The organism is Anaeromusa acidaminophila DSM 3853 (assembly GCF_000374545.1).
GTDB classification, from domain to species: domain Bacteria; phylum Bacillota; class Negativicutes; order Anaeromusales; family Anaeromusaceae; genus Anaeromusa; species Anaeromusa acidaminophila.
Window position 1 is genome coordinate 1 of the sequence record NZ_KB894584.1, and the last position, 13427, is coordinate 13427.

A 13427-nucleotide genomic window follows, 5' to 3' on the forward strand; every position below is an offset into this window, starting at 1 on the left:
GAAAAACGCGGGTCTTCAACGCTCCATGTCAAAGAAGGGGTGCTCTCCAGACAACTCTGCTTGTGAAGGTCTGTTTGGACGTTTGAAAAATGAAATGTTCTATAATCGTAACTGGTCCGGTGTAAGCATTCATCAGTTTATCGAAATCCTTAACAACTACTTAATCTGGTACAATGAAACAAGGATTAAAACGTCACTGGGAAATAGAAGTCCATTGGAGTACCGACGAAGTCTTGGATTGGTTGCTTAGGGTGTCCAAGATATCGTCCGCACCCCCCCTTGAGCAATCTCTTTGGCAAACTGCAAATAGCTTTCTTCCGTCCCCAGCAAGAGCTCCGCTCGCCGGATGGCATCACGCCCAATAGCGGAATGGGTTTTCATGACCGCAAACTCTTCCACGGTCAGCTTGCCTGGTTTGAGCAAGATGCTATCGGGAATACCCACCTTGCCGATATCATGCAACGGCGCTGAACGCACCAAGAGCTGAATGTTTTCGGGCGTCAACACGTCGCGATAGCCCCGCCGATTTTGCAAAAACAGCGCCAGCTCCCGCACATACGCCGCGGTACGCTGAATATGCGCTCCTGTTTCGTTGCTGCGCGTCTCCGCCAAGGAAGCCATGGCCACAATGGAAACCTCTTGAATCAAGGAAATTTCCTTCATACGCCTAGCTACTTCCGCTTCCAGATAGCTGGCTTTATCACGGAAAAACTGCTGTGCTTGATGCAGCTTAATATGCGTTTTAACCCGAGACAGCAAAATCGCCGGATTGAGCGGCTTGGTAATATAGTCCACCGCTCCTAAAGCCAGGCCTTTCGCTTCATCCTCCTGCTCCTGCCGCGCCGTAAGAAAAATGACGGGAATATCCGCCAGCACCGGGTCGGCCTGCAACTGTCGACAGGTTTCATAGCCATCCAGCACCGGCATCATTACATCCAGTAAAATCAAGTCTGGCGCCGCCTGCTTCACAATCTGCAGCGCCTTGGCTCCATTGGTAGCCACCTTGACCTTATAGTCCGACTTTAACAACGAACTTGCCAGAGCAATATTGTCGGGCGCATCATCTACAACCAACACAACCGGCTTTTCCGCTGTCACCGCGTACACCTTCTCTCACACAAATGGTTGAGCTGCGTCAGCGCATCTTCCAATTCAAAACGCCGTAACAGCTGCTCTAAACGAGAAAATTCCATAGCGTCAAACAACGGCGCCCAATTCTTTTTATGCGCTTGAAAATAGTCTTGCGCCTCGCTGTCAAACTCCGCTAAAAGACGCCGCAATTCTCCCAGCTCCGGTTCCGCTTGGAGCCATGCGTCTTCGCCGGCTTGGGGCGTCGCTTCTTCGGTTGTTTCAGAAGGCCAGGCTTCCTGGATGGACGAAAGAACGCGCTGCAGTTCTTCTTGCGCTTGCTGGAACAAGTCAGGCGTAGCTTCTTTCCCACGCAAAGCCATCTCCAACTGCGCCGCCGCCTTGGACAACGCCATCGCGCCTAGATTGGCCGCCGATCCTTTCAAAGTATGCGCCGTACGTACCGCCACGTCCCAATCTTCCTGCAGCATAGCTTCCTGCGCTGCCATAACCGCCGCCTCCTGATCCAAGGCGAATTCTTGCAATAACTTTTGATACAACTCTTCGTTACCGAGGAGACGCTGCAACGCCTCTTGCACATTCAGTCCTACAAGTTTTTCCATCCCCTTGACCTCCCTTCCCTGCACCGTCGGCTCCCGTCGCGCCAACGCCTTGCCCTTCCCGGCCGTCCAGTAAGCCAGCGTTGAATATAACAAGTGATAATCAATGGGTTTCGGCAGATGCGCGTTCATTCCTAACTGTAAGCAAAGCTCTCTTTCATTAGCCATCGCTCTAGCGGTCATGGCGATAATCGGAACCTCCTGGTTGCACTGACGAATGCGCTTTGTCGCCTCAAAGCCATCCATCACCGGCATATGCACATCCATCAAAATCGCATCATACGGCAAAATATCCGGCGGCACCGCTTCAATTCGCTCCACCGCCAACAGCCCGTTGCCTACTACCTCCACATATACATTCTGGCGATGCAGCAACTCTACGGCGATTTGCTGATTAATAAGATTGTCCTCCACCAACAGAACCCGCACGCCCTGCAAATGATAGTCCTTTTCCGGTTCGCCTCCGCGATACTCTTCCTCGGCAACCGTCTCTTCCGCCAGCAAGCGCACCATCGTGTCAAATAATACCGACGGCCCTACGGGCTTGATGAGCACCGTATCAATCCCGCATTGCTTCGCTTCCTCCTCGGCCTTATCTTTTTCAAAGGCAGTCACCAACACCACTTCCGGCGCCGGTTCCTGAAGCGGCGTTTTTCGTAATTGCCGCGTCGTCTCCAGCCCGTTAAGCTGTGGCATCTGCCAATCCATGAAGACCGCTGCATAAGGCTGATGCGCTTCGTCGGCTTCTTCCACCCGTTTTAGCGCTTCAACTCCGGATTCCGCCGTATCTACTGTGAAACGCAGAGACTTCAAATGATCCGCCAGGATTTCCCGAGCAGCCTGATTATCATCCACAACCAGCAGGCGTTTTTCTTCCAGCCCTTTAGGGACTCTGGAACGGATTACTTCCGCACCCACTCCCAGCCAAATCGAAAAGAAGAACGTACTCCCCTGTCCCGGCTGGCTTTCCACCCACATCTGGCCGCCCATAAGCTCTACCAGTTTCTTGCTGATCGTAAGGCCCAAGCCGCTGCCTCCATGTTTACGAGTCGTAGAGCTATCTCCTTGCGTAAACGGTTGAAACAGCCGACCCTGCTGCTCCTTCGACATGCCAATGCCCGTGTCCTTGACGGAAAACTGGAGCTGCACCCGCTCTCCAGTACGGCGTATATTTTGAATTTCAAGCACAATCTCGCCAGTTTCCGTAAATTTGACAGCATTATTGACTAAATTGGTCAATACCTGTCCTAAGCGCAAAGAATCCCCCAGCAGGTATTCCGGCACATCCGGCGCCACGCGGTATAAAATTTCCAGACCCTTTAGCTGGGCCTGGCGGCTCGTCATCGTTACCACCTGATCCAGTACGCCTTGCAGGGCAAATTCCGCCTGCTCCAGATGCATCCTATCCGCTTCCATTTTGGAGAAATCCAATAGGTCGTTAATAATCGCCAACAATGCCGTACCGGCATTGTGGATTTTTTCCACATAGTCCCGCTGCTTATCATTTAAGTCGGTTTTCAGCGCTAAGTACGCCATACCGATAATCGCATTCATCGGCGTGCGAATCTCATGGCTGATATTGGCCAAAAAGAGGGATTTTGCCTGCAGCGCCTCCTGAGCTTCTGCATGCGCTTGGTTTAGTTCTTCCTCTTTCTTTTTGAGCTCGCTTACATCCACAATGGTTCCCATCAGGCCGCCTGGGCTGCCGTCAGGCAGACGAAAGCCGGAAATCCAATATAACAGCTCATGTATGCTGCCGTCGGCAAAACGGCGCGGCACTTGGCGATACATCATCGCGCCTGTAGCAATAACCTCGCGCTGTTCCTCATAGTACGCCTGCGCTTCCTCCGGGGCGATATGCGGCATCTCCAAAACGGTCCTGCCGACGAGATCCTCCCGGCGCACCTGAAACGCTTGCTCGTAGGCTTTGTTGCAGCCCAGCAGCCGTCCGTCTTTGTCTTCATAAAATAAAAGATTGGGGCTATGATCCAGCAATTGCTCAATAAAAGAAGTTCTCTCCTCCACCAAGGCGTTAAGATTTTTTTTATGCCATTCCAAACGCATCTGGTAAATACCGGCTACTGACGCAAACAAACCAAAAAGTACTGGAGCCGTATAAGCCAGCTTAGTGATCGGCGTTATACTTTGGGCCAGCAGCAAATTACTCCAAGAAAACTCTAGCTGCAAGCGCATAAGTTCATACCCTAAAACAATAACAGGGAAAATAAAACCGAACAGCGTTCCCCCTATCCAGTAGGCTAACACTATCCGGTAATTCATCGCTTCCGCCTCCTTTAAAAACAAAAGGTAACGCAATCAACTTCTTAAATGTTTTAATATATTCTTAATTCGGTTTCCTTCGCCTAACTCCTTCCATTTAACACGTATACTCAGAAAAGAATCAGCGAGTCTTTAACTCCGCCAGTAGGCACTGACAAAGCACGGCGTCTTGAAAACGTCGGCACGGATCTAAATGAAGTATTTTTTTTATTTTTTCCAAACGGAACCGCAGCGTATTGCGATGGACGTAGAGCGCCTCCGCCGCCGCAGACACATTGAGATTATGCGCCAGCAAGGTTGCAACGCTCTCTAATAGTTCCTCCTTGTCCTTAAGGGATTCCAATTTTTCCGTTAACGGTCGCAGCGCTAAAGAGGATACTCCTGGACCTGGGCTTTTTTGCAACAAATAACCCAACAGCACTTCTTTTTCATAAATAGAACGCAAACCTTCCCCAGGACGCTCTGCGGCAAAAAAAGCCTCCTGATAAGAACGCCAAAGTTCTTCGTCCCCTAGAGTCTGTCCGCCAATGCCAATACTGAAAAAAATAGCCGGCAGCGCTTCCTGCAAGCGGGCCAGCAGCTTTGCCGCCGCTTCCATCAAGAGTGTCCCCGCTTCTCCAGCTCGCACCTCCTTGAGCATGCAAAACACGTCATTTTTATAGAACAGCCCCAAATCCTCCTGCTGTAAAACGCCGCTTTCGTTAATTGTGCGCAGCACTGTTTCATGCAGACGGTCGGCCGCTAAATTATGCAGCTTTTCATCAATAAACGAGTCTGCTTCCGTACGCAAGCGCAACAACCAGACCTGCCTCGGCAAGCCCAATTGGTAGCCTTGCAATTCCGCCAACGTCCGCAGCTCGCCATCTTCCGTTTTTACTTCCGGCGACAACAGACGCTTGACCAAACGGGACCGAAAGCGGTGTTCCGAACGATAATCGGCTTGAAACATTTCCCGCTCTAAGATCAGCTCCGTCACGGTTTTTACCAGTTGCGCCGTACTGCGCACTTCATCCGGCTTGCCGGTAACGCCGACCACGCCGATCACCTTCTCGCGCAACACAATGGGCCACATCGCCCCTGGCAAGGCTCCCAGAAAATGCTGCGTTTCCGTCGGTGCGATTTCCACCACATGGCGCTGCTGCGCCGCTAAAAGCCCGCCCTGATGAAACTGCCCTAGCCGCTCCGGCTGTCCGGAAGCGAGAATAATGCCGTTGCAGTCCATGATATTCACATTGCGCTGCACAATGCCCATCAGATGATCCACAATCTGCTGCGCCAATTCCTGATCGATGATCACGCCGCCCGCCCCCTTTATCTCTATTATAGTATAAACCAGCCTCAAGCAGGACTCGAAGCCGTCCTCGGAGAAAGTATATTCTTAAAACATACTAAAATTAAAATAAACCGTTTCACGTCTTTCCTGTATTTCGCGGTTCCTTAGCAACGTCTCTATCATTTATTGTCTAACCATAACCCTTTGAACTATCGGTAACTCTCAGGGTGCCACTGACTCTGCAAGTGCTCCGCCACAACGAGAAATGTTTTAGCCTGGCAAGGCAAAGTGGCCGCAAGAATAGCGGTGCTCTTTCAAGGGTACCTTAACGCAGCCAGACAAAAAAAGAACCGTCGTGGCGCGAGATACGAGCAAGTCAGTGGCGCCTAGAAAAAGGAGCTGTTGGGAATGGATAAAAAGCAACGCTATTTTTCACTGGCCTTCTTTCTGGCCGCCCTGCTCCTCACATGGCTTTTCAATGATTTACTTTTCTCCTCGCTGCCTGTAAAAGAGCGGGAAGTCTCCTATAATACTTTTTTGCAGGAGCTGAACGCCGGCGAAATCGATAAGGTCTTTATCGGCAGCGACCGCATTCGCTTCTCGTTAAAAAAAGACGCCGACAGCAAACGCCCCATCTACTCTCAAGTCGTTCCCGTCACTGACCCGGCTCTGACAGATCGACTCCTTAAGGCCGGCGTCTCCTTCTCCGCCCAAACAGAAACCTCTAGCCCGCTAGTCACCATATTCGGTTGGATTTTGCCGTTACTGCCCTTGCTGCTGCTCTGGTATATCCTGCTGCGCCGCATGGGCGGAGCCGACACGGCTATGGCCTTGGGCCAAAGCAAAGCCAACGAAATCCAAGGAGAAATGATCGGCGTTAAATTCTCCGACATCGGCGGTGTTGAAGAGGCTTTGGTGGAATTGCGGGAAATCATTGACTACCTGCAGCGGCCGGAATCGTTTGACCGTATCGGTGCGAAACTGCCTAAAGGCGTACTGCTCACCGGCCCTCCCGGCACAGGCAAAACGCTCTTGGCCAAAGCCACCGCCGGTGAAGCTGGCGTGCCTTTCTTCTTTCTCACAGGTTCCAGCTTTGTAGAAATGTTTGTCGGCGTCGGGGCCGCCAGGGTGCGGGATCTCTTCGCCCAAGCACAGAAAAAAGCTCCTTGCATCATCTTTATCGACGAAATCGACGCAGTCGGCCAAGCTCGTTCTAATCTCAACCGCATCGGCGCCAACAGCGAACAGGAAAATACCCTCAACCAACTGCTGGCGGAAATGGACGGCTTTAAAGCCAATTCCGGCGTTGTCATCATGGCCGCCACCAACCGCGCGGACATTTTAGACCCTGCCCTGGTCCGTCCCGGCCGTTTTGACCGGCAGATTCAGGTTTCCCTGCCCACAGAATCCGGACGCCTAGAAATCCTGCACATTCATACCAAACGAATGCCTCTCGGCCCGGATGTAGACCTAGAACGGCTAGCGAAGATCACTCCCGGCTTTTCCGGAGCCGATCTAGCCAACATTGCCAACGAAGCCGCCCTCTTAACCGTACGCCGCCAGGCGGAAGAAGTTACGATGGAAGACTTCAACCTAGCAATCGAACGCATCATTGCCGGCTTACAGCGCAAAACGCCTCTTTCCAGCGAAGTACGCCGCAAAGTAGCCTACCATGAAGCCGGCCACGCTCTAACCGCTTATCACTTGCCTGGTACCGACCCCATCCACAAGGTCAGCATTATCCCTACAGCCAAAGGCGCTCTGGGATACACCATGCAAATGCCTATGGAAGATCGCTATCTAGTCGGTGAAGGAGAACTTAAATCCCGCCTAGCCGTCATGTTAGGCGGCCGCGCAGCGGAATGCCTAATCTTCGGTGAAACGTCCACAGGCGCTGCCAACGATTTGGAACGAGCCACGGAAATGGCGCGACGCATGGTGACAGAATTCGGTATGTCCGCACGCCTAGGGCCTGTACGCTATGCAGCCGCTCCGGCATATCTGTTGGGAGGCGTCTCCAGCCGCACCGATATCAGTCCAGCTACGGTGGCGTCCATTGATGAAGAAATCCGCGCCCTTTTGGAAGAAGCCCAATGCGCCGCCCAAACCATTCTTGACAAGCACGCCGACATACTGCATCAAGTAGCGCAGGTGCTGCAGCAAGAAGAAGTCATTTCCGGCGACAAAATCAAGGAAATGGCGGCCCAGAAGGGAGAAACGAAAAGTCTGGAACAGGAGTAGAGGGAGTAAAGGGAGGGTGCGACAAAGGGCTATGAAAAACGCACAGCCGCCTCGACCAGCAAGGGTCAAGGCGGCTGTTTATATTATAGCTCGTGTTTTTCCAACCACCAGAATAGTGCGCCTATCGCCGCCACCAGCGGCACGATAACCAGCCAGTGATTAACCCCCAGCACTTGAGGCCAAGTAATCTTACCGTAGTTACCCCAGGTTAGCAATGTCTTGGACAAAAAGGGAAATGCCTCGGCATATAGGCCAGCGCCTGCCAGCATGCCTAAAATACCCCATACCGCATCCCAACGACCTTCTCCTAACGCCCCCAGGGAAGTACCCGGGCAATAGCCGAGAAGTCCCCATCCCAGGCCAAAAAGTAAGCCGCCTACAATAACGCCTCCTAAAATAGTTGGCTTTACCGACAGCTTGACCAACCCCAGGTCATACAGCCAATATACGCCGACCATGGCAACGGCAATATGGGACAGCATAAATTTGACAATAGTCATATCTTGCAAACGCAGCGCCGCTAGCTGCTTATCATAACGCAGGACACGTCCCTTCTGCAGGAAAAAGCCAAAACAAATACCGGTCAGGAATCCGTACAGCAGCTCCATCATCTCCGGCCACCTCCCCGATACAGCCAATTGGCCATCAACAAACCGCCGAGGAAAAAGCACGCCAGCGCCACATAGCCGCTGACCGCCAGCTGCAGCGACCCGCTAAGACCATGCCCGCTGGGACAACCGTCCGCCAAGCGCGCCCCAAACATGGCGATAACACCGCCGACAAAAGCCGCCCGCGCCCGCAAGGCAATGGACGGGCCAAAATGACGCTCCCACATTGGCGGCAGCGCTTGAATACGAAAACTGCCGGAAGAAACAGCGGCAATCCAGGAACCGACGGCAATTCCCAGCACCATCATCCACTGCCAATCGATTATCGGCAGTTCTCTCAAAAAATAGGACATTTGCGCCACTCGCTCCGGCGCAACCAGCTGTTCCATCATACCGGTAGTTCGTACAAAGGTTGTTGACGCTCCTAAATATTTGCCTGTAAACCAGACCGACCCCACCGAGACAAGGCCGCTCAAAGCTCCCGCCAAGTAGGGGCTCCAGCCTCCATCTCCTTTCATACGCACTCCCTCCTTTACGCTACAACGCCTCATCGTCCGGGAATACAAATTTTTCTTACTTACTAATTCTTGGAATACCCTGCAAATACCTGTTTTATTTTTTCATTATTCACTCTTTTCGTCTTAATACAGTCTTTGGAATAGAAAACAGAGTTAACAGCCATCTCCCTCGCTGCTAACTCTGTTTTTGGGCTACCTATTTCTAATTTGCTTATTCCGGCACTTCAATGACCTGCCCTACCATACCGCTAACAAAGCGGTCTCCCAAACGCCGCTCCAGCTCCGCCATCATCGCAAAGCCGGTGCAGTGACTGGCGGCGATAAACTGCGGCGCATACGCTTCAATCTGCGCCAACGTTTTCGTCTGCTGCTCTGCGCCTACCGGACCTAGATGGGTACCGCCGACCCAGCCAAACAAAGTTTCCGTCCCAGTGACCGCAAAGCCATGCTCCACTGTATTCACCAGCCCGGCATGAGCGCAGCCTGACAGCGCCACCAAACCCTTTTTATGCCGATAATACAAAGAAGTGTCGTCGGCAATAATATCCTGACAATCGCCCCCACAGCCGCCGCAAACCACAAGCTTGCTGTCTCCTTGTTCGTAGTCAGTACGCCTCGGCACAGCGCCGCTGAAAAAAAGCCCCGGTAAAATTTCACCCGGCTCTTCCGCCAACCGCCACCGCGCCCCTAGGCCGCTCAGCTCTTCTTGGGTATTGGGAATGCCAATATAACGGCGCTTATTGCCGGAAACGGAATAACGCTTAGTAAACAAGCCGCTATGTCCGTATACAGCCACAGGACGGCTGCGATGCTGCAGCAAACTGACCAATCCGCCGGCATGATCAAAATGACCATGGCTGATGACGATGGCGTCCAGTTCATCTGGATGTACGCCTAACAAACTGAGATTGCGCACTACCGCTCCCGACTGCCCGGCATCCAGCAACACTTGTTTCCCCTCCGTCTCGATCAATAGCGAATAGCCATGTTCGCCAACAAACGGCTTAGACGCTCCAAAAGGAACCATATTATCCATAACAACCGTCAATTTCATAACCTAATTCCTTCTTCCTTTAGAAAGTTCGGAGGATATCCTATGTCCAGGATCCCCATGGATACCGCTGCTCCCTAGTTATTCATACTGCAGCGTCAATCCCACGCCTATTTCCCTGACCTGCACTGCCTTAGCCAAGGCCATTTTCGAGGCCAGATCCGTACAATGCCCGGCATGTACGGTGTTAGGAGAACAAGCATGAAAATAAGAAACAGTCTGCTCTAAAACCTCTGGCGAAGGATTTTGCAAATGAAAGCCGCCAATGACGTCATAAATTCGCTCCTCGCCGCACACGCTCTTAGCTTGCTCGACAATATTGGCAATGCCAGCATGGGAACAGCCTGTAATAATCACTAAGCCTTTAGACGAACAATATGCCAAGGCGGAATCATCAAGCAGGAAATCGTCTTCCCATTGTCCATTTCGTAGTGTTTTCCCCAACGGCGAACGCCCTTCAAAGGAATTGCTTCTTTTGATTTCTCCCAAAAATACCAATTTCTCAGTTAACCAGAGAGACATTCTCTCTTTGCGCACGGCAAAACTGTTTTGCAGCTGCTCCATCGAAAGCATCATCCCAATATCCAGTCCCTGCTCTTGTTTCGGAAGAAACGCATCGTCATGCGCCACTAAAGCAGGCATTTTCTTCTGAAATCCTTCTCCTTGAGCCTCTGCCAAAAATCGCACTAGCTCTCCTAATCCCCAAGAATGGTCATTATGCCCATGCGAGAGAACCACTGCATCCAAGCTGCGTAAATCGAGGCCCAGCTTTAATGCATTGAGACAAAATAATTCAGAATAGCCGGTGTCGAATAGTATCTTTTGGCCGCTGCATTCAATAAAGTACGAAACTCCAGGCTCCCCTCTAAAATATCGATCGATGATCGTATTGTTATCCACTAAAACGGTTAGCTTCATAAGCCACCTCTTTTAACGTATTTTTTCTAAAGGAAGAAACCTTGGCTCCGAACTGCCACAACGGCAGTTCACCTCTTCGAGCCGTCCCAGCCAGCCTGTGCGCATGCGAATGGCTGGCGCACTGCGCCGCCGCAAGGCGGTAAGCGCCAACTCGCCCGGTTCTCCCGCCGGCAAAGCCTGCAGCGTCACAGGATCTACCGTTTCCGCCCAAAACGAATCCGCCGCGATATGAAACCCCTGGCGGCGCGGGCATTCCCAAGCTACCGCCGACGCCTGCAAGCCCGGCAGCCCCCATTGCCGATGCACCGGCGCGCCCAAGCGTTGTTCCCAACGCTGCCGCTGCTCCTCCGCCACAGAGGAAGTTAAACAAAAAAAGTTCCGGCAAATTCCGGCGTCCGCGCCGCTTTTAATCCAGGCGTCCAAAAGAGTCGCCGTCAAAGCGCAGGCGCCTGCTCCATAGGCCTGGATGTCTTCCCAAGGCTGCTCGCTTAACGTCGCTACTGTCGCCTGCAAAGACGCGGCGCCCTGCAGCACGCCCCAGCCAGGTCCTTCCCCTGCCAGTCCGTCCGCCAGCAGCAGCACGGAGCCTCTAGATAAACCGCAAGCCTGCAGCCACAAGGCGCTTTTAGCGCCCCAATCTTCCAGTTCTTCCGCCAAATACGGCGTAGAACCCATCAGTCTGGCAACAGCGCTTAAAGGCAGCGTCAACCGGCTAAAGACAGCCGCCTGCTCCTCCGGCTGCGGCTGCAGCGGCAACATTGCTAGTTGCGCTAAGGAAAGCTGCGCCGTTTTTACCTTTGCTTCACTGCAGCGCAGTCGAAAATCCATATCTTTTTCCTGGGCCCAGCGCAGGCATGCCTGCCATAAGGCCTCCGGCGTATTTTCTTGATAGGCTTCGCTCAAAATCTTCATCCTCTCCTGGCATTGTATGATTTTAGTTTCGAGTCACGTTGAATAAAGTCCTGCTTAACGTCGGAAAAGCCGATGGGATGCGACATTTTGAACAAGAGTCGCGGCGAGAACCGGAGGGCTTAGGAGGGTATTTTAACAGGAGTAGAGGGAGTAAAGGGAAGGTACGATGAAAAAGCATGGCAGCCTTAAACTCCATCTAAATAAAAAAAACGGTTCAGCAAGCGGCCTCACTTTCTGCCTCTTGTCAAACCGTTCCTTTCTTTAGTTGTTTATATCGTCATAAAAAATTTTTTGACTTTCCTAGAAGTCCGCTGCTTTTAGGAACACTCCGCCAAGACGAGGAGTATTTTCGTCCGACGCGAAAGAAAACGCAGGCATAGCGGTGCTATGCCGAGGCTTTCTGACAAAGTCTGACGGAAAAAATACCGTTTTGGTGTGAGATGTGCCTAAAGCAACGGATTTCTTAATTAGATAACTGGCCCGCGCATGTAAATATCCATGGAGTTTACATAGCCTGACAACTCCGCCTTGGTCATCGCCCCGGAGGCAACCCGCACCAGTTCTTCTAAGACACGCTGCCCGGCGTCAGGAATGGTATCGCCGCCGTCAATCACCGCGCTAAGGTTCATATCAATATGGTCAATCATTTTTTCCGCCGCCGTGCGGCTGCCGGTAATCTTCAGCACCGGCACAAAGGGGAAACCCTGCGGCGCGCCGCGTCCGGTAGCAAAAGCAATCACATTGCACCCGGCCGCCGCCAGACCGGTCAAAATTTCCGGCTCCCGTCCGGGAGAATCCATGACGACAAGGCCTGGTTTGTCCGGCCGCTGGCCGTATTCGTAAACCGCCTGAATCGGTGCAGAGCCTGCCTTGGCAATCGCGCCGAGAGACTTTTCTTCAATCGTCGTCAGACCTCCCTTAATGTTGCCGCCGGTAGGCTGACCGCCACGAATATCCTCGCCTACCGCCATGGCCCGCTGCTCCATGCGCTCCACCAGCTTCAAAATGCCCTGGGCCACTTCCTCGTTCGCCGCATGCTTGGCCAGAATATGCTCGGCGCCGATAAATTCCGTCACTTCTCCTAGGATCGACGTACCGCCAGCAGCCACGAGAAGGTCTGAAGCTACGCCAATAGCCGGATTCGGCACCAAACCGGAGGTCGTATCGGAACTGCCGCATTTCATCCCCAGCACCAGCTTGCTGATGGGAAAAGACCGCCTCTGTTCCAAAGACGCCTCCCTCACCATGTCCTGAGCCATCAAAATGCCTTGGGCCGTCGTGCGCGCCGAGCCGCCCACTTCCTGGACAACAATGTGCTCGACCCGTTTGCCGGAAGCGGCAATGGCTTCAATAACGCTAGAAAGATCGGTGCTCTCACAGCCCAAGCTGACCAACAGCACCGAATGCAGATTGGGGTTCTTGCCCAAATTAATCAACGTGTCATTGACAATATGAATATCCAGCGGCGTCTGGCAGCAGCCTTGATGATGCGTAAAGCGCGTCGTTCCCTGCACCTGACGTACAATATTCTCCACTACTTCGTTCACGCAAACTACAGCTGATAAAACGCCCACATAATTACGCGTGCCTACCGAGCCGTCCGCCCGGCCATATCCCAAAAATTCCTTCATGTTACTTATCTCCCTTCAGATCGCCCCGGCCGCGCAAACTTTCAATGTTTTGCACATGCGCGTGGCTGCCGCCGGCAATGCTCTTGGTGGCGCGGCCAATAACCTCGCCGTATTTTAGAATATCTTCGCCTGCAGTAATATTACGCACCGCAAATTTATGACCATAAGGAATGTCCTCAGTCATAAGAATTTCCACTTCTTCCCGGTTGCGGCGCACCCGGGCTTTTTGCCCCTTGGTCAGCACCTGCACTGCGGTAGCCACATTGTCATTGTCATTAAGAATAATACCGTCGATCATGGATCTGCC

Annotated in this window: 12 protein-coding genes; 2 read left to right on the plus strand and 10 right to left on the minus strand. The window is 52.5% G+C overall.

Annotation, left to right across the window (positions count from 1 at the left end; genetic code table 11):
- Window positions 1-250: IS3 family transposase (locus C508_RS0102755; RefSeq protein ID WP_018702008.1), on the plus strand; the 250-nt coding region annotated here is incomplete at its 5' end.
- Here the strand turns inward: C508_RS0102755 and C508_RS17695 are convergent.
- The 3 genes from C508_RS17695 to C508_RS0102770 all read right to left on the minus strand — a co-directional run bounded on the left by C508_RS17695 (window position 247) and on the right by C508_RS0102770 (window position 5265).
- Complete coding sequence (locus C508_RS17695) at window positions 247-1098, minus strand: response regulator (protein WP_018702009.1); 852 nt, start codon at window positions 1096-1098, stop codon at window positions 247-249. The two genes, C508_RS0102755 and C508_RS17695, sit on opposite strands and share 4 nt — an antisense overlap.
- Window positions 1095-3968 carry a PAS domain-containing hybrid sensor histidine kinase/response regulator gene (locus tag C508_RS17700; RefSeq protein WP_018702010.1) on the minus strand — a complete coding sequence of 958 codons (2874 nt, stop codon included), beginning with the start codon at window positions 3966-3968 and terminating at the stop codon, window positions 1095-1097. Before C508_RS17700 ends, C508_RS17695 begins: the two co-directional genes overlap by 4 nt.
- Window positions 3969-4089: 121 nt before the next feature.
- A complete protein-coding gene (locus C508_RS0102770) occupies window positions 4090-5265 on the minus strand; it encodes a CdaR family transcriptional regulator (RefSeq protein ID WP_018702011.1) in 1176 nt (391 codons plus the stop codon).
- A 384-nt stretch (window positions 5266-5649) separates the two neighbouring features.
- On the opposite strand from C508_RS0102770, the gene ftsH reads away from it, so the two are divergent.
- On the plus strand, window positions 5650-7482 hold the full coding sequence (gene ftsH / locus C508_RS0102775; RefSeq protein WP_018702012.1) for an ATP-dependent zinc metalloprotease FtsH: 1833 nt from the start codon (window positions 5650-5652) through the stop codon (window positions 7480-7482).
- An 83-nt stretch (window positions 7483-7565) separates the two neighbouring features.
- Here the strand turns inward: ftsH and C508_RS0102780 are convergent, their stop codons facing one another.
- The 7 genes from C508_RS0102780 to C508_RS0102810 all read right to left on the minus strand — a co-directional run bounded on the left by C508_RS0102780 (window position 7566) and on the right by C508_RS0102810 (window position 13418).
- The gene (locus C508_RS0102780) at window positions 7566-8093 is read right to left on the minus strand and encodes a YeeE/YedE thiosulfate transporter family protein (protein WP_018702013.1); all 528 of its coding nucleotides are present in this window, start codon (window positions 8091-8093) and stop codon (window positions 7566-7568) included.
- Window positions 8090-8608 (minus strand): YeeE/YedE thiosulfate transporter family protein, encoded by a 519-nt coding sequence (locus C508_RS0102785; RefSeq protein WP_018702014.1) that lies wholly within the window; start codon window positions 8606-8608, stop codon window positions 8090-8092. Before C508_RS0102785 ends, C508_RS0102780 begins: the two co-directional genes overlap by 4 nt.
- Window positions 8609-8819: 211 nt before the next feature.
- Window positions 8820-9662 carry an MBL fold metallo-hydrolase gene (locus tag C508_RS0102790; protein ID WP_018702015.1) on the minus strand — a complete coding sequence of 281 codons (843 nt, stop codon included), beginning with the start codon at window positions 9660-9662 and terminating at the stop codon, window positions 8820-8822.
- A gap of 78 nt (window positions 9663-9740) precedes the next feature.
- Window positions 9741-10577: an MBL fold metallo-hydrolase gene (locus C508_RS0102795; protein WP_018702016.1), complete on the minus strand. Its 837-nt coding sequence runs from the start codon at window positions 10575-10577 to the stop codon at window positions 9741-9743.
- Between the two features lie 12 nt (window positions 10578-10589).
- Window positions 10590-11489 (minus strand): phenylacetate--CoA ligase family protein, encoded by a 900-nt coding sequence (locus C508_RS0102800; RefSeq protein WP_018702017.1) that lies wholly within the window; start codon window positions 11487-11489, stop codon window positions 10590-10592.
- A gap of 467 nt (window positions 11490-11956) precedes the next feature.
- Window positions 11957-13120: a UxaA family hydrolase gene (locus tag C508_RS0102805; protein WP_018702018.1), complete on the minus strand. Its 1164-nt coding sequence runs from the start codon at window positions 13118-13120 to the stop codon at window positions 11957-11959.
- Window position 13121: 1 nt separating this feature from the next.
- Complete coding sequence (locus C508_RS0102810) at window positions 13122-13418, minus strand: UxaA family hydrolase (protein ID WP_018702019.1); 297 nt, start codon at window positions 13416-13418, stop codon at window positions 13122-13124.
- Window positions 13419-13427 lie beyond the last annotated feature (9 nt).